This window comes from Sphingomonas sp. BT-65, from assembly GCF_026107375.2.
In the GTDB taxonomy this organism is placed as follows: Bacteria; Pseudomonadota; Alphaproteobacteria; order Sphingomonadales; family Sphingomonadaceae; genus Sphingomonas.
On the sequence record NZ_JAPCIA010000001.1, the window covers coordinates 2,900,788 to 2,916,646 of the forward strand.

Sequence of the window (15,859 nt, forward strand, 5' to 3'; positions counted from 1 at the left end):
CGCTTCCGGTTGCCCGGTTCGTTGCAGGGTGCTACGCATCCCCGACCGGCTTGTGCCGGCCGTTCGCCGCCACCATCTTTCGGCGGTAATTCAGGTTGATGCTGTGATGTCGCAATTTTCCCGCCGCTCCGATTGCCAGGCCATTGCGGCCGGCCGGTGCGCGGCGGCGAAGCATCCGGGCCGCGGGCCCGGACGTGCGCGCGCAGCAGACGCAAATCTTCAAACCCGTAATCCTCGCTCCGTCGCAGACGCGACGGGCGACATCATTGACTGCGCGCCGCGGCTGACACCCGCAAGGCGCGCCCGGAGAACATTAAATGACCATGCGTATGCTGATCGACGCACGCCACCGGGAAGAGACCCGCGTGGCGGTCGTCAAAGGGAACCGAATCGAGGAGTTTGATTTCGAGTCCGCCGAGCGCAAGCAGCTCAAGGGCAATATCTATCTGGCCAAGGTGACGCGCGTGGAGCCCTCGCTCCAGGCGGCGTTCGTCGAATATGGCGGCAACCGCCACGGCTTCCTGGCCTTCAGCGAAATCCACCCCGACTATTACCAGATCCCCAAGGAAGACCGCGACGCGCTGCTCCGCGAGGAGGCCGAGCACGCCGCCGAGGAGGCCGCGCTGCGCGCCGAGGCCGAGGGCGACGAGGATCATGACGACGAGCATGACGGCGGCGACGTCGAGGTGCTCGAGCGCCCCGCCGACGAGGACGAGGAAGCCGCCGAGGCGGCCGACGGCGACGAGGAAGCCGGGGGCGGCCGTCCGCGCCGCCGCCGCGGCAAGGGCAGCGACGACCAGGTCGAGGCGCTGCGCCAGCGCCGCATGAGCCTGCGCCGCCGCTACAAGATCCAGGACGTGATCCGCCGCCGCCAGGTGCTGCTGGTCCAGGTCGTCAAGGAGGAGCGCGGCAACAAGGGCGCGGCGCTGACCACTTATCTCAGCCTCGCTGGCCGCTATTGCGTGCTGATGCCCAACACCGCGCATGGCGGCGGCATCTCGCGCAAGATCAGCTCGGCGGCCGACCGCAAGCGCCTGAAGTCGATCATGTCGGACCTCAAGCTGCCGCCGACGATGGGCTGCATCGTGCGCACCGCGGGGCTCCAGCGCACCAAGGTCGAGATCAAGCGCGACTTCGACTATCTCGCCCGACTGTGGGACGAGATCCGCGAGAAGACGCTGGGCTCGTCGGCGCCGGCGCTGATCTATGGCGACAGCGACCTGATCAAGCGCGCGATCCGCGACATCTATAATCGCGACATCGAGGAAGTGATCATCGAGGGCGAGGAGGGCTATCGCCAGGCCAAGGACTTCATGAAGCTCCTGATGCCGAGCCACGCCAAGAAGGTGAAACATTACTCGGATGCCGTGCCGCTGTTCCAGCGCGCGCATGTCGAGGACCAGCTCGCCGCGATGTACCACCCGGTGGTGCAGCTCAAGAGCGGCGGCTATCTCGTGATCAACCCGACCGAGGCTTTGGTCTCGATCGACATCAACTCGGGCCGCTCGACGCGCGAGCACAATATCGAGCAGACCGCGACCGCGACCAACCTCGAGGCGGCGCAGGAAATCGCGCGCCAGTTGCGCCTGCGCGACATGGCCGGGCTCGTCGTCATCGACTTCATCGACATGGACCACGGATCGAACGTCCGGAAGGTCGAGAAGGCGATGAAGGAAGCGCTCAAGAACGACCGCGCGCGCATCCAGGTCGGCCGCATCTCGGCGTTCGGCCTGATGGAGATGAGCCGCCAGCGGCTGCGCACCGGCGTGCTCGAGGCTTCGACCCGCCAGTGCCCGCATTGCGAGGGCACCGGGCTCGTCCGCACCGCCTCCTCGGCGGGCCTTTCCGCGCTGCGCCTGATCGAGGACGAGGCGGCGCGCGGGCGCGGCTCGCTGCTGACTCTGCGCTGCAGCCAGGAAGCGGCGTTCTACGTGCTCAACAAGAAGCGCGCGGACATCGCCGAGATCGAGGACCGCTATGGCGTGATGGTCGAGATCCTCTCCGACGGCGAGCTCGAGGGCGCGCGCATGTCGGTCGAGGCCAGCGGCCCGCCGCCGGCGCACGCGCCCAAGTTCGCCGCGGCGATCGAGGAGCTCGAAGAAGAGGATGTCGTCGAGGAGATCGACGAGGAAGAGGACGAGGAGGAAATCGAGGCCCGCGAGCCGCGCGAGCGCCGCGAGCGTAGCGACGGCGAGGGTGAGGCCGGCCGCAAGCGTCGCCGCCGCCGCCGTGGCCGCCGCGGCCGCCGCGACGAAGAGAATGGCGAGCAGCCTTCCGCCGACGAAGCCGCCGCCGACGGCGAGGCGGACGCGGACGAGGCGGCCGAAGACGCCGCCGAAGCCGGGGAGCCGGTCGCCGAGGACAGCGGGGAGCGCAAGCGCCGCCGCCGTGGCCGTCGTGGCGGCCGCCGCGGCGCGGACGAAGGCACGCCCGAGACCGTCGAGGAATCGGCGGCGGAGATCGAGGAAGCGACCGCCGAGGCCGGCATCGCCGCCGAGCCGCAGCCGGTCGAGGCACCGGCCAAGCCCAAGCGCACGCGCCGCAAGAAGGCCGAAGCCGACGTCGCCGAGACGCTCGTCGCCGCGCTCGACGTGGCGACCGAGGAAGCGGGGATCGCCGCCGAACCGCAGCCGGCCACGGAGGAAGCCTCGGCCAAGCCGAAGCGCACGCGCCGCAAGAAGGCCGACGCGGAAATGGCCCAGCCCGAGGCGGAAGCGCCCGTGGCGGCCGAAACCGCGCCCGAGCCCCAGCCCGAGCCCGTCGCGGACGCGCTGGCCAAGCCCAAGCGCCGCAGCCGCGCCAAGGCGGCGGCCGAGCCGGTCGCGCAGGATCTGGAGCCCGCTGCGGCGGCCGCCGCACCTGCGGAAGGACCGGCCGAAGCCGACGGCGCCGAGGCGTCCGAGGATAGCCCCGGCGAGCCTCGTCGTGGCTGGTGGCAGCGCACGTTCGGTGCGTGACCGGCAGGGCGATGCCTGATGCATGGACGGCGGGGATGGCATCCCCATTCCCGCCGCTCACGCACCGTTCAGGCGGGCCGATCCATCGCGTTCCGGGCCGTCCGGCCGCAACCGGCCGTTGATCGCAGGGGATAATCCGCCATGATGCCCGCCATGAAGCGGCTCGTTTCGATCCTTGCGCTGGTGCTGCTCGTCGGCATCGTCAATCCCGCCTTCGCCCAGTCGATCCTGCGCGACGCGGAGAGCGAGGCGCTGCTCGCCGACATGTCGCGCGACCTGATCAAGGCCGCCAATCTCCAGCCGAACAACGTCCGCATCGTCCTGATCAACGATCCGTCGATCAACGCCTTCGTCGCGGGCGGGCAGGCGGTCTATATCCATTCGGGCCTGATCGACGCCGCCAGCAGCGCCAACGAGGTGCAGGGCGTGATCGCGCACGAGCTCGGCCACGTCACCGGCGGCCATGCGCCGCTCAGCGACCGCATGGCCCGGGGCGCGACGAGCATCACCCTGCTCAGCCTGCTGCTTGGCGCGGCGGCGATGGCAGCGGGCTCGGCCGATGCCGGCATGGGGCTGATGCAGATGGGCCAGCGCGCCGCGCTCGGCAACTATCTCGCCTTCAGCCGCGCGCAGGAAGCCACGACCGACGCGGCCGGCGTCAAATTTCTCTCGGGCGCCGGGATCAGCGGCCGCGGCATGCTCGACTTCTTCAAGAAGCTCCAGCAGCAGGAATATCGCTGGGGCCTGAAGCGTGGCGGCGAGCAGAGCTATGTGATGAGCCACCCGATGTCGGGCGACCGCATCGCCACGCTCACTGCCGATCTCCAGGCCGATCCCGCCTGGAGCAAGCCCAGCAACCCCTCGATCGAGGAGCGGTTCAAGCGCGTGCAGGCCAAGCTGCGCGGCTATGTCTCCGATCCCAAGGATACGCTGCGCCGCTATCCCGACACCGACACCACGGTGCCCGCCCGCTATGCGCGCGCCTATGCCTATCACAAGTCGGGCTACCCGCAGCAGGCCGCGGCCGAGGCGGCGGCGCTGGTGCGGGCCGAGCCGCACAATCCCTATTTCCTCGAGCTCGAAGGGCAGATCCTGCTCGAATCGGGCAAACCCAAGGAGGCGATCGCGCCGCTCCGCGAGGCGACGACCAGCACCAACTACCAGCCGCTGATCGCCACCACCTTCGGCCATGCGCTGATCGCGAGCGAGGATCCGGCGAACCTCGCCGAGGCCGAGAAGGTGCTGCGCCAGTCGGTAGTGCGCGACCAGGAGAACCCGTTCGCCTGGTACCAGCTCGGCATGGTCTATGAGCGCAAGGGCGACAGCGCGCGCGCCGCGCTGGCGACGGCGGAGCGGTCGAGCATGATCGGCGATATGGGCCGCGCGGTGGCGAGCGGGCAGGCGGCGATGGCCGGGCTGCCGCAGGGCTCGCCCGACTGGATTCGCGCGCAGGACATCGTCATGGCCGCGCAGGGCATGCTCCAGGACAGGAAGCGACGGTGATCGAACGCATCGCGAAGAGCCCGCTGGCGCTCGCCGGCCTGGTGGCGCTGTCCGCCGCGCTCGGCGGCGGGCTGGTGCTCGGCGTGCAGGCGCTCGCCCCGGCGCATGTCGCGGACACCGACAAGGCGCGGATCGGCCAGGTCGTGCGCGACTATGTGCTGGCCAACCCCGAGATACTGCCCGAGGCGATGAAGCGCCTGCAGGAGCGCGAGACCGGGCAGGCCGTCGCGGCGAGCCGCACAGCGATCGTCGAGCCCTATGCCGGCGCGTGGGAAGGCAATGCCAAGGGCGACGTCACCGTCGCGGTCTATATGGACTATGCCTGCGGCTATTGCCGCGCGAGCCTGCCGATGATCGCGCGGCTGGTGGCGACGGACAGCAATGTCCGCATCGTCTATCGCGAGCTGCCCGTGCTGAGCGAGGTCAGCCGCACCGCCGCGCGCTGGGGCCTCGCAGCGGCCGAGCAGGGCAAGTTCAAGCCGTTCCACACCGCGCTCTATTCGGGCGGGCAGTTGAGCGAAGCCTCGATCGCCGCCGCGGCCGCCTCGGCGGGCCTCGATACGGCCAAGGCGCAGGCGGCGCTCGCCACGCCCAAGGTCGAGGCGGAGATCACCCGCAACCTCGAGATCGCGGGCAAGCTCGGCGTCTCCGGCACGCCGAGCTGGGTGATCGGCGACCGCGTGATCTCGGGCATGGTGCCCTATGAAGTGCTCGAACAGGCAGTGAAGGCGGCGCGCACCAAGAGCTGAAAGCCGCCGCGGGGGAGGGGATGATGCGTAATGGGTTCATCGGTTTCCTCGGGCTGCTGCTCACCGCGCTCGCCGCGCATCCGGCCGCCGCGCAGGACCCGCGCGACGCCGCCATCGCCGCGCTGGCGCGCGAGCATCCCCGCACCGGGATCGGCGCGGCGCTGATCCGCGGCGGCAAGGTCGTGTGGACCGGCGCGGCCGGCGTGCAGGCCGGCAAGCAGCCGGCAACGCGCGACACGCTGTTCAACGTCGCCTCGCTCACCAAGCCGGTCAGCGCCGAGGTGGTGATGCGGCTGGTCCAGGCCGGGCAAGTCGGCCTCGACGAGCCGATCGCCAATGTCTGGATGGACCCCGACGTCGCGGGCGATCCGCGCGCGAAGCGGCTCACCCCGCGGCTCGCGCTCAGCCATCAGACCGGCTTCCCCAACTGGCGGCCGCAGAACCAGCGCCTGGCCTTCGTGCGCGATCCCGGCACCGCCTTCGGCTATTCGGGCGAGGGCTATGAGCTGGTCGCGCGCTTCGTCCAGCGCAAGCTGCGCACCGATTTCGAGGATCTTGCGGAGGCGCAGGTGTTCCGCCCGATGGGCCTCGCCAATATCGGCTATACGTGGCGCCCGTGGATGGTCGGGCGCGTCGCGGTTCCGGCCAACGGCAACGGCTTTCCCGGCACCACCGGGCCGCGCGCGATCGGCCATTGGGTCGCCGCGGACGACATCTACGTCACCGTCGGCGACTATGCCGCGTTCGTTGCCGCGGTCGCGCGCGGCGACGGCCTCAGCCCGGAGCTCGCCGCCGAGCGGCTGCGCTCGCAGGTCACCGCGCCGGGTTGCGCGAAGCAGGTCGCCGGTTGTCCCGACAGCGTCGGCATGGCGCTCGGCTGGCAGGTGATGACCTTCGGCAAGCGCCGGCTGGCGGTGCATGAGGGCGGCGATCCGGGGGTCACCGCGCTCGCCTATTTCGATCCCGACAGCCGCGACGGCGCGCTGGTCTTCCTCTCGGGCGAGGGCGACGCGCCGCTGGCGATGCGCGTGATCGATGCGGTCGATCCGCAGTCGCTGGTGCTCGCCGGCTATCGTGCGATGCTGCGGTCGCGGGAAAAGTAGCGCCGAACGAATAATGAACGCTGCGGGTTGCGAACCCCGCATCCGTCCCTACATCGCGCGCTCAAAGCAAGGGGGACTTCGTGGAGCCGATCCTCTCCGTTCGCGGCGTCAGCAAGACCTATGCCTCCGGGCAGAAGGCGCTGGGGTCGGTCGATCTCGACATCAACAAGGGCGAGATCTTCGCCCTGCTCGGGCCCAATGGCGCGGGCAAGACCACGCTGATCAGCATCATTTGCGGCATCGTCACGCCGAGCTCGGGGACGATCACCGTCGACGGGCACGACGCGCTTCTCCAGCCGCGCGCGGCGCGGATGAAGATCGGCCTCGTGCCGCAGGAACTGTCGGTCGACATGTTCGAGACGGTGCAGGCGACCACCCGCTACAGCCGCCGCCTGTTCGGCCGCGCCGGCCATGACGACTATGTCGATCAGGTGCTCAAGGACCTCTCGCTCTACGACAAGCGCCATTCCAAGGTGATGGAGCTCTCCGGCGGGATGAAGCGCCGCGTGCTGATCGCCAAGGCGCTCGCGCACGAGCCCGACATCCTGTTCCTCGACGAGCCCACCGCGGGCGTCGACGTCTCGCTGCGCCGCGACATGTGGAAGCTGATCGGCGGCCTGCGCGAACGCGGCACCACGATCATCCTCACCACCCATTATATCGAGGAGGCCGAGGAAATGGCCGACCGGGTGGGGGTGATCAACAAGGGCGAGCTGCTGCTGGTCGAGCAGAAAGCCGAGCTGATGAAGAAGCTCGGCAAGCGCGAGATGGACATCGCGCTGGTCGAGGCTCTGGGCGACGTTCCTCACGATCTGGCCGAATGGCACCTGACCCTCGAGGACGAGGGCACGCGGCTGCGCTACACCTTCGACGCGCAGGCCGAGCGCACCGGCATCCCCTCGCTGCTGCGCAAGCTCGCCGACCTCGGCATCGCGTTCAAGGACCTCGATACCTCCAAGTCGAGCCTCGAGGACATTTTCGTCGACCTTGTCGAACGCCGCGATGAGGAGAAGGCGGCATGAAGGGCTTCAACCACCACGGCGTCTGGGCGATCTACCGCTTCGAGATGGCGCGCGCGCTGCGCACCTTGTGGCAGAGCCTGGTCACGCCGGTGATCACCACCGCGCTCTATTTCGTCGTGTTCGGCGGCGCGATCGGCAGCCGCATGCAGGAGCTGGACGGGGTTGCCTATGGCAGCTTCATCGTGCCGGGCCTGATCATGATGAACCTGCTGCAGCTGTCGATCTCCAACGCCTCGATCGGCATCTACTTCCCCAAATTCACCGGCACGATCTACGAGCTGCTGTCGGCGCCGGTCACGGCGCTGGAGATGGTGATCGGATTTGTCGGCGCGGCGATGACCAAGTCGATCGCGATCGGGCTGGTGATCCTAGTGACGGCGATGCTGTTCGTCGACGTACCGATCAAGCATCCCTTCATGATGGTGACGATGCTGGTGCTGACCGCGCTTACCTTCAGCATGTTGGGCTTCATCATCGGCATCTGGGCCAAGGGGTTCGAGCAGCTCTCGTTCGTTCCCGCGCTGATCGTGACGCCGCTGACCTTTCTCGGTGGCGCCTTCTACACGATCAACATGCTGCCCGATCCGTGGCGCACGATCAGCCTCGCCAACCCCGTGGTCTATCTGGTCAGCGGCTTCCGCTGGAGCTTCTTCGGCACCGGCGACGTGTCGATCGGGGTCAGCCTCGGCTTCACTGCGGCGTTCCTGCTGCTGTGCCTCGGCGTGATCGGCTGGATCTTCAAGACCGGCTGGCGGCTCAAGAACTGAGATAAATTCCTCCCCTGAGCTTGCTCAGGGGAGGGGGACCGCCGCGAAGCGGTGGTGGAGGGGCGGGCGGTGCAACCGCCGAGCTGCGCCCGGCGGCCCCTCCGTCATCGCTGCGCGATGCCACCTCCCATGAAGGGGAGGAGCTAGTTGCCCGCCACCGGCAGCGTGATGAGCGATCCCGCGCAAACGCGCTGGGTCGCCTTCACGAAGTCGCTCGGCTTGGCCTTGTAGATGTTCGGCACGAAGCTCTGCGGGTTGCGGTCGATCACCGGGAACCAACTCGACTGGACCTGCACCATGATGCGGTGGCCCTTCTTGAAGACGTGATCATGGTCGCGCAGCGGCACGTTCCACGCCACGACCTTGTTCGGCACCAGCGGCTTGGGCGTCGCGAAGCTCTCCAGCCAGCGCCCGCGACGCACCTCCATCGCGACCGGCAGCTGATAGCCGTTGAGGGTCTTGGGATAGTCGCCCAGCGCGCTCACCTTGGTCGTGGTGTCATAGTCGTCGGGCAGCACGTCGATCAGCTTGACCACCATGTCGCTGTCGGTGCCCGAGGTCGAGGCCTGGAGCGTCGCGCTGATCGCGCCGCTTACCGTCAGGTCATGCTCGAGCGGCGCGCTGACATAGCTCAGCACGTCGGGCCGCCCGTCGACGAAGCGCTGGTCCGCCGCCTCCCACCATTTCCATTCCTGCGAAGGATAGGTGATCGAGATCGGCCGCGCGCGGTACGGCACCGGGTTGGCCGGGTCCGACACATATTCGCGACAGCCCTCGCCCGCCGGCGCGGTGAACGACAGCGACCCGTCGGCATGGAGATAGAGGCTGGTCGCCTTGGTCCCCGCGGGCGGCCACTTGGCATAGTTCTTCCACTGCCACGACCCGCTCTGGAAGACCTTGGCCTCGCCCCGCGGCTGCGCGCCCTTGCCGTGCAGCCAATAGGCGAAGAAGGGCGCCTCAATGTCGCGCATGAACTCGGTGCCGCTCGGCTTGCCGAAGTTCACATAACCGAGATTGTCGCCCGGGCTCTTCCAGCTGCCATGGTTCCAGGGGCCGGCCACGATCATGCTCAGCCCCTTGGGATCGTCCTTCTCCATCCGCTCGTAGATCTTCCAGCCGCCGAGCGGGTCCTCCTGGTCCCAGAAGCCGACCACGTGGAGCGTCGGCACGGTCGTGCGGCCGAGCCGGTCGGTCCACACCTGGCGCTTCCAGTGATCGTCATAATCGGGATGTTCGATGATCTGCGTCAGCATCGGCACGCTGCCCTTGAAGTGCAGTCTGTCGAGATTCTCGACCGGCCCCAGCTTCAGGAACCAGTCGTACATGTCCACCGGCGGCGGCCCGCCGGGGTTGTAGTTGAAATCCTCGCCGTCCTTGTTGTTCTGGAGGCCATAGGTCCAGTCAGTGAGGTAGGAGAGGCGGAACGCGCCGTAGCGGTGGAGATCGTCGTTCATCCACCAGTCGTTCCACGCCGCCTGCGGGCTCACCGCCTTGAGCGCGGGATGGGGGCGAGCGAGCGCGACGGCGGCGGCGTAACCCGGATAGGAACCGCCGGTCATGCCGACGCGCCCGTTATTGTCGGGCACGTTCTTCACCAGCCAGTCGATCGTGTCGTACGCGTCGCTCGCCTCGTCGGGCGCGCTCGATCCCGCGGGGGAAAGGGTCATCGACATCGCGAACACGCCCTCCGACTTGTAGCGCCCGCGCATGTTCTGGGAGACGAGGATATAGCCGTCGTCCATCAGATATTTCATCGACGCTGGCACCGTCCTCGGCGCCGCGTTCGGCACGCCATAGGGGGTGCGCTGGAGGATGATCGGCAGCTTGCCGCTCTTGCCCGTGGGGCGCAGGATCACCGTCTGCAGCTTCGTCCCGTCGCGCATCGGGATCATCACCTCCTGGAAGGTGAAGGCAGCCGCCTCTGCCTGCGGCGCGGCGTTCTGGCGGGCCGGGGCAGGGGCAGTCAGCGCAGCCGCGGCGAAGGCGGCGGCAAGGACGGCGGCATTACGGCGGTACATCCACTCTCTCCCCGTTTGTGCCGGGAATAGAGGCGGGCCGCGGATTGCTGTCAATCGTCCCGGCGGCGCAGCACCGCGGGCCGCAGCACCAGCCCGTTGAGGTTGAGCAGCGCGTGGATCAGCATCGCGAACCACAGCTCCCCCGTCGCGAGGTAGAGAATCGCGAGCAGCGTCCCGGCGACGCCCGAAAACGCCATGCCGGTCCAGCCCTGATAGCGATGCGCCGCGGCGAACAGCAACGTCGCCAGCGCGAAGCCGATCCCGGCGTTGCCGGTCGCGACGGCGGCGAACAGGGGCAGCGCAAGGCGGAAGAACAATTCCTCGACGATCCCCGCGGCGATGCCCAGCGCCGCGGTCCAGCCGAACTCGCCCCCGCGCTGCGGCAGGATGCGCTCGATGTCGCCTGCGGTGAACGGACGCCGCCCGCGCCGCACCTGCCAGCGCGAGACCGCCAGGCCGAGCGCAGCCCCGCCGACGAATCCCACCAGCACGGCGATCTTGAGCGTGGCCATGTTCCCGCCAAAGCCGGCGAAGTGCCGCGCCTCGGCCTCGAGCCCCGCAAACTCGGCGGGCAGCTGCCACAAATTCCCGATCCGCCCCGCGATCGCGAGCGCGAGCAGCGCGCTCCCGCCGAACGCCAGCGGCGCGCGGCGCATCCAGCGGCGATAGCGGGCGATCCGTCCGCTGCCGGGCGGCACTCCGCCACCCCGGATGTACCAGGTATAGGCCGCGATCAGCCCGAGCAGCAGCGCCCAGTTCAACAGCGCGCGTCCTGATGTTGCGGCACCAGCCCGCTCCCCCACCCGGCCACCCATATCATACTGTCGTTGGGTGGCCGGGTGGGGGAGCGGGCTGGTGCCGTTTCAGCGCAGCTGAAAACAACCCCCATCAGCTGGTGCGGTGCTCGCCCTTGACCCAGCGCACCGTGCCCGAGCTCGATCGCATCACCACGCTCTCGGTGGTCATCCGGCCCGGGCGGCGCTTGACGCCTTCGAGCAGCGAGCCGTCGGTCACCCCGGTCGCGGCGAAGATGCAGTCGCCCTTGGCCAACTCGGTCAGGTCGTACTGCTTGTCGAGGTTGTCGATGCCCCATTTGCGGGCGCGGGCGCGCTCGTCCTCGTTGCGGAACACGAGGCGTCCCTTGAATTGGCCGCCGACACAGCGCAGCGCGGCGCAGGCGAGCACCCCCTCGGGCGCGCCGCCCTGGCCCATATAGACGTCGATCGTGGTGTCGGGGTCGGTCGTCGCGATCACGCCCGCGACATCCCCGTCGCCGATCAGCACCACGCCGCAGCCGATCGCGCGCAGCTCGGCGATCATCTTCTCGTGGCGCGGCCGGTCGAGCACGCAGGCAATGATCTCGCTGGGCTTGACGCCCTTGGCCGCGGCGATCGCCTCGATGTTCGCGGTCGGCGACTTGTCGAGGTCGATCACCTCCGGCGGATAGCCGGGGCCGACCGCGATCTTGTCCATATAGACGTCGGGCGCGTTGAGCAGGTTGCCTTCCTCGGCGATCGCCAGCACCGCGAGGCTGTTCGGGCCCGCCTTGGCGCAGATCGTGGTGCCCTCGAGCGGATCGAGCGCGATGTCGATCTTGGGGCCCTTGCCTGGCGCCGAGCCGACCTTCTCGCCGATATAGAGCATCGGCGCCTCGTCGCGCTCGCCCTCGCCGATCACCACGGTGCCGTCCATGTAGAGCGAGTTGAGCGCGCCGCGCATCGCCTCGACCGCGGCGGCATCGGCTGCCTTCTCGTCACCACGTCCGACCAGCGTGGAAGCGGCGATCGCCGCGGCTTCGGTGACTCGCACCATCTCGAGTACCAGGACGCGGTCGAGCACCTTGCTGGCGGTCTGCATGATCGGCGAAGCCCTCTCTCTATTCGGTTCCGCTGCGCGATAGGAGCGCGCGAAGGGCTTGTCGATGGGGGCCAACGCTGTCATCCATTCAAAAGCCGGCGGCGCTGCGAAACTAAAGGCAAATCGCTGCGTTCGGTACGTAGCGGGGTTTCAAGGGGCGCGTGACATGCTGACCTTGCTCATTGCGTTGAGTGTCGCGAGCGAACCGCCCCGGGTGGTAACCTTGCCCCGGCAAGCGCGCACCGCCGCGATCCGCACGCGCACCGCGCGCAAGCCGATCCCCCGCGTGCTCCCACGGCCGTCGCAGCTCTGCGTGACCGGCAGCTGCTCGCACGCGACCGACACGAGCTACCGTTTTATCGGCGCGGTCAGTCCGGCGTGGAGCGCCAAGATGGACGTGGTCAAGTCGACCGGGGTGCCGTGCGGCCTGCAAGGTGCACCGGTCTGCCCCAAGAAAGGCCGCCGGCTGCTCCACGCCAGCATCGACTGACCGTTCCCGCGCCGCCGCCGTTGTGCTAACGCAACAACCGGGAGGGTCTTGCCCATGTCCGTGTTGCTGATTGCCCTTGCGCTTCAGGCCGGCGGCGAGGAAGCCATGATGCAGGCGTATCGTGAACGGACTCGCGCGGTGATCCCGTGCACGACCACCGATGATGCGGACGAGGTCACGATCTGTGCCCTGCGCGAGGCCGACAAGAGATATCGCCTACCCTTCGTCACCGCGCGCGCCGCGGATAACGTGCCCTACCAGACCGATCGCGTGCTTGAGGACGTGATGTTCCAGTGCGGCGTCAGCGGGCCGTTCCTCGCGCAATGCAAGGGCATGGTCGGCGTGACGGTGAGCGCCGGGTTCGACGGCAAGATCGTGCGCAAGCGTGAGCCCGCGCCCTGATCAGGGCTTGGGCACGGTATCCCGGACCCAAAAATTGCCCCGCTGATGCGTGACCTCGAGCTTCATGGCGGTGACGCGCCAGCCCTGCGGCGTCCGCGCGAATTCGTGCGTATAGGTGCCCCACACCTCCCATAAAGGATCGCCATTGCCCGTCATCCGGTTCCACGCATAGCCGGCCGAGGTCATCCGCGCGCGGTCACCCTCGATCGTCACCATATGGTTGGTGCGCATGTGGAAGCTGGTCTTGGCGGCGGTGAGGTTGGCGGACCAGGCCTTGATCAGGTCGTCGGCGGCGATCTCCGCCGCCGGCTGGCCCGACAGCGACTGGAAATCGACCCGGATGCGGTCGGCGAAGAAGGCGCGCGCGCCGCGCCAGTCCTTCGTGTCCACCGCGCGGTCGATGCCGTCGGCGATACGGACGAGCTCGGCGATGGTGGCGGCGTTATCAGCCGTGACGGGGGTGCTCTGGGCGAACCCGGCGACAGCAAAGGCAACAATGGGGGCAAAGGCAACAGGCAGCATGACAGCGGCTCCGGACAGGATCGCGTCAGCCTAGCGCGCCAACCTCATTCGCCCAAGATGTGCATCCACATCGGCTCGCCGGCGAGGCTGGGCGAGCCGCGCAGTTTCTCCAGTGCCTGCGCGATCGAGCGTTCCGGCACCTCGTGCGTGACGATCGCGACGAGCACGCTGCCGTCGGGCATCGCGCCGCGCTGGATCAGCGATTCGATCGAGACGCCGGCGTCGCGCATCGCTGCGGCGATCTCGGCCAGCACGCCCACCTTGTCGGCGACGGTAAAGCGGAGATACGCGCGGCCGCGGCGCTCGCCGGTCGGCGCGGAGGGCTCCTTCGAGAGGCTCGCCGCGGGCATCGCATAGGGCGGGCCGAACTCGGTGCGCGCGATGTCGATCAGGTCGGCGACCACCGCCGAGGCGGTCGGTCCGTCGCCCGCGCCCGCGCCCTGGAACAGCAGCCGGCCGACGAAATTGCCCTCCGCCACCACTGCGTTGGTCGGGCCCAGGACATGCGCCAGCGGGTGGGCGAGCGGGACGAGGTGCGGGTGGACGCGCTGGAACAGCCCGTTGCCATTGAGGTCGGCGATGCCGAGCAGCCGCACGCGATAGCCGAGCGCCGCCGCCTCGGCGATGTCGGCGGCGAGCAAATGGCGGATGCCGCCGATCGCGACGTCGCCGAACGCCGGCTGCGTCCCGAACGCGATGCTGGCGAGGATCGAGAGCTTGTGCGCGGCATCGATCCCGTCGATGTCGAAGCTCGGATCGGCTTCGGCGAAGCCGGCCGCCTGCGCCTCGGCCAGCACTTCGGCGAAGTCGCGGCCTTCGGCTTCCATCTTGGACAGGATGAAATTGCAGGTGCCGTTGAGGATGCCGTAGACGCGGTCGATCTGGTTCGCCGCGGCGCCCTCGCGCAGCCCCTTGATCACCGGCACGCCGCCCGCGACCGCCGCTTCGAACTTCATCGGCGTGTCGGTCTTCTCGGCGACTTCGGCGAGCTCCAGCCCGTGATGCGCGATCATCGCCTTGTTGGCGGTGACCAGCCCCTTGCCTGCCGCGAGGGTCGCGCGCGCGAGCGCCAGCGCCGGGCCGTCGGATCCGCCGATCAGCTCGACCACCACCTCCGCGCGGGGGTGGCGCGCGAGTTCGGTCATGTCGTCGACCCAGTCGAAGCGCGTGATATCGACGCCGCGGTCCTTGGCGCGGTCGCGCGCGCTCACTGCGACGATCTCGATCGGCCGCCCGGCACGGCGCGCGATCAGCTCGGCATTGGCGTCGATCAGGCGGATCACGCCCGCACCAACAGTCCCAAGGCCAGCAAGCGCGACTCTCAAGGGTTCGGGCAAGTTATTCCCCAATATACGTCACCCCGGACTTGTTCCGGGGTCCACCGGGCGACACGGACCACCCGCGAGGCTCTTTGCGGCACCGTGGACCCCGGAACAAGTCCGGGGTGACGGAGATAAACTTGGGCGGCCGTTACTTCTTCGTCAGCCCGATCTCGCGCAGCCGTTCCGCCAGGTAATCATGCGCGGTGATCGGCGGCTCGCGCTCGGGGTTCGCTGCAGTCACGCATTGCGGCAGCGCCTTGATCAAGAAATCGGGCGCGGGATGCAGGAAGAAGGGCATCGAGTAGCGCGGGGTGCCGCGGCGCTCGACCGGCGGGTTGACCACGCGGTGGGTGGTCGAGGGCAGGACATGGTTGGTCAGGCGCTGGAGCATGTCGCCGACATTGACCACCATCGCGCCCTCCGGCGGGCGCACCGGCAGCCACTGGCCGTCGCGGTCGAGCAGCTCGAGCCCGGCTTCCTCGGCGCCGAGCAGCAGCGTGATCAGGTTGATGTCCTCATGCGCCCCGGCGCGGACATTGGGCGCATCCTCGGTCACCGGCGGATAGTGGAGCAGGCGCAGCACCGAGTTGCCGTCCTTCACCGCCGGGTCGAACCAGTTGGGCTCCAGCCCGAGATGGCGCGCGATCGCCGAGAGCAGCCGGTCGCCCGCAGTATCGAACGCGGCGAACAGCTCGAGGAAGGTCTCACGAAACCCCTCCGGCCGGTCGGGCCAGATGTTGGGCGCCATGTTCGCCTCGAAGCGGTGGCCGGCGGGCAGCTCGCGGCCGATATGCCAGAATTCCTTCAGGTCGACATATTCGGCGCCTTTGGCGATCTCGGTCTTGAACGGCGTATAGCCGCGCGCGCCGCCGCCGCCCTCGACAAAATAGCCGCGCTTCTCGGCCTCGGGCAGGTCGAAGAACGCCTTGGTCGCCGCCCAGGCACGGTCGATCAGCGCCTGCGGCACGCCATGGTCGCTGACCATCGCGAAGCCGAACCGCTCGAACGATCCGCCCAGCGCGGCGGCGAAGCCGTCCGGATCGCGCGCCTGGTCGGCCAGGCTGACCAGCGGGACTTGGGCGAGCGGCGTGTCGAGCATTGCAGGGTGACTCCGGAAAACGATTCCTTCTGAAATAGACCGTCGCGC

General features: G+C 68.6%; 14 protein-coding genes. 8 read left to right on the top strand and 6 right to left on the bottom strand.

Annotation, left to right across the window (positions count from 1 at the left end):
- Positions 1-317 precede the first annotated feature (317 nt).
- The 6 genes from OK349_RS13950 (at position 318) to OK349_RS13975 (ending at position 8,101) form a co-directional block, all read left to right on the top strand.
- On the top strand, positions 318-2,957 hold the full coding sequence (locus tag OK349_RS13950; protein WP_265118396.1) for an Rne/Rng family ribonuclease: 2,640 nt from the start codon (positions 318-320) through the stop codon (positions 2,955-2,957).
- A 144-nt stretch (positions 2,958-3,101) separates the two neighbouring features.
- Positions 3,102-4,460 (top strand): M48 family metalloprotease, encoded by a 1,359-nt coding sequence (locus tag OK349_RS13955; RefSeq protein WP_265118622.1) that lies wholly within the window; start codon positions 3,102-3,104, stop codon positions 4,458-4,460.
- Complete coding sequence (locus OK349_RS13960; RefSeq protein WP_265118397.1) at positions 4,457-5,209, top strand: DsbA family protein; 753 nt, start codon at positions 4,457-4,459, stop codon at positions 5,207-5,209. The genes OK349_RS13955 and OK349_RS13960 overlap by 4 nt, the downstream gene beginning before the upstream one ends.
- A gap of 23 nt (positions 5,210-5,232) precedes the next feature.
- Positions 5,233-6,312 carry a serine hydrolase domain-containing protein gene (locus OK349_RS13965; RefSeq protein ID WP_265118398.1) on the top strand — a complete coding sequence of 360 codons (1,080 nt, stop codon included), beginning with the start codon at positions 5,233-5,235 and terminating at the stop codon, positions 6,310-6,312.
- Between the two features lie 80 nt (positions 6,313-6,392).
- Positions 6,393-7,334, top strand: a complete 942-nt coding sequence (locus tag OK349_RS13970; RefSeq protein WP_265118399.1) for an ABC transporter ATP-binding protein — start codon at positions 6,393-6,395, stop codon at positions 7,332-7,334.
- Positions 7,331-8,101 carry an ABC transporter permease gene (locus OK349_RS13975; RefSeq protein ID WP_265118400.1) on the top strand — a complete coding sequence of 257 codons (771 nt, stop codon included), beginning with the start codon at positions 7,331-7,333 and terminating at the stop codon, positions 8,099-8,101. The genes OK349_RS13970 and OK349_RS13975 overlap by 4 nt, the downstream gene beginning before the upstream one ends.
- Before the next feature lie 143 nt (positions 8,102-8,244).
- On the opposite strand, the gene OK349_RS13980 is transcribed toward OK349_RS13975, so the two are convergent.
- From OK349_RS13980 to glpX, 3 genes are all read right to left on the bottom strand, one after another.
- The gene (locus tag OK349_RS13980; protein ID WP_265118401.1) at positions 8,245-10,119 is read right to left on the bottom strand and encodes a CocE/NonD family hydrolase; all 1,875 of its coding nucleotides are present in this window, start codon (positions 10,117-10,119) and stop codon (positions 8,245-8,247) included.
- A 50-nt stretch (positions 10,120-10,169) separates the two neighbouring features.
- Positions 10,170-10,880, bottom strand: coding sequence for a CPBP family intramembrane glutamic endopeptidase (locus OK349_RS13985; RefSeq protein WP_265118402.1), 711 nt, complete (start codon positions 10,878-10,880; stop codon positions 10,170-10,172).
- A gap of 127 nt (positions 10,881-11,007) precedes the next feature.
- Positions 11,008-11,976 (bottom strand): class II fructose-bisphosphatase, encoded by a 969-nt coding sequence (gene glpX, locus OK349_RS13990; RefSeq protein ID WP_265118403.1) that lies wholly within the window; start codon positions 11,974-11,976, stop codon positions 11,008-11,010.
- A gap of 166 nt (positions 11,977-12,142) precedes the next feature.
- Between glpX and OK349_RS13995 the strand changes: the two genes are divergently transcribed.
- Together OK349_RS13995 and OK349_RS14000 are read left to right on the top strand one after the other, a co-directional pair.
- A complete protein-coding gene (locus OK349_RS13995; protein WP_265118404.1) occupies positions 12,143-12,466 on the top strand; it encodes a hypothetical protein in 324 nt (107 codons plus the stop codon).
- A gap of 54 nt (positions 12,467-12,520) precedes the next feature.
- Positions 12,521-12,868: a hypothetical protein gene (locus tag OK349_RS14000; RefSeq protein ID WP_265118405.1), complete on the top strand. Its 348-nt coding sequence runs from the start codon at positions 12,521-12,523 to the stop codon at positions 12,866-12,868.
- On the opposite strand, the gene OK349_RS14005 is transcribed toward OK349_RS14000, so the two are convergent.
- The 3 genes from OK349_RS14005 to OK349_RS14015 all read right to left on the bottom strand — a co-directional run bounded on the left by OK349_RS14005 (position 12,869) and on the right by OK349_RS14015 (position 15,811).
- Positions 12,869-13,390 carry a nuclear transport factor 2 family protein gene (locus OK349_RS14005; RefSeq protein WP_265118406.1) on the bottom strand — a complete coding sequence of 174 codons (522 nt, stop codon included), beginning with the start codon at positions 13,388-13,390 and terminating at the stop codon, positions 12,869-12,871.
- Between the two features lie 44 nt (positions 13,391-13,434).
- The gene (locus OK349_RS14010) at positions 13,435-14,727 is read right to left on the bottom strand and encodes a homoserine dehydrogenase (RefSeq protein WP_265118407.1); all 1,293 of its coding nucleotides are present in this window, start codon (positions 14,725-14,727) and stop codon (positions 13,435-13,437) included.
- Positions 14,728-14,860: 133 nt separating this feature from the next.
- Positions 14,861-15,811, bottom strand: a complete 951-nt coding sequence (locus OK349_RS14015; protein WP_265118408.1) for an isopenicillin N synthase family dioxygenase — start codon at positions 15,809-15,811, stop codon at positions 14,861-14,863.
- Positions 15,812-15,859: the final 48 nt, after the last annotated feature.

Excerpts from the sequence above, each read along its gene's own strand:
- OK349_RS13955 (WP_265118622.1), top strand. The coding sequence starts at position 3,102 with ATGCCCGCCATGAAGCGGCTCGTTTCGATCCTTGCGCTGGTGCTGCTC.
- OK349_RS13950 (WP_265118396.1), top strand. The coding sequence starts at position 318 with ATGACCATGCGTATGCTGATCGACGCACGCCACCGGGAAGAGACCCGC.
- OK349_RS13980 (WP_265118401.1), bottom strand. The coding sequence starts at position 10,119 with ATGTACCGCCGTAATGCCGCCGTCCTTGCCGCCGCCTTCGCCGCGGCT.
- OK349_RS13965 (WP_265118398.1), top strand. The coding sequence starts at position 5,233 with ATGCGTAATGGGTTCATCGGTTTCCTCGGGCTGCTGCTCACCGCGCTC.
- glpX (WP_265118403.1), bottom strand. The coding sequence starts at position 11,976 with ATGCAGACCGCCAGCAAGGTGCTCGACCGCGTCCTGGTACTCGAGATG.
- OK349_RS14005 (WP_265118406.1), bottom strand. The coding sequence starts at position 13,390 with ATGCTGCCTGTTGCCTTTGCCCCCATTGTTGCCTTTGCTGTCGCCGGG.
- OK349_RS14015 (WP_265118408.1), bottom strand. The coding sequence starts at position 15,811 with ATGCTCGACACGCCGCTCGCCCAAGTCCCGCTGGTCAGCCTGGCCGAC.
- OK349_RS13975 (WP_265118400.1), top strand. The coding sequence starts at position 7,331 with ATGAAGGGCTTCAACCACCACGGCGTCTGGGCGATCTACCGCTTCGAG.
- OK349_RS13995 (WP_265118404.1), top strand. The coding sequence starts at position 12,143 with ATGCTGACCTTGCTCATTGCGTTGAGTGTCGCGAGCGAACCGCCCCGG.
- OK349_RS14000 (WP_265118405.1), top strand. The coding sequence starts at position 12,521 with ATGTCCGTGTTGCTGATTGCCCTTGCGCTTCAGGCCGGCGGCGAGGAA.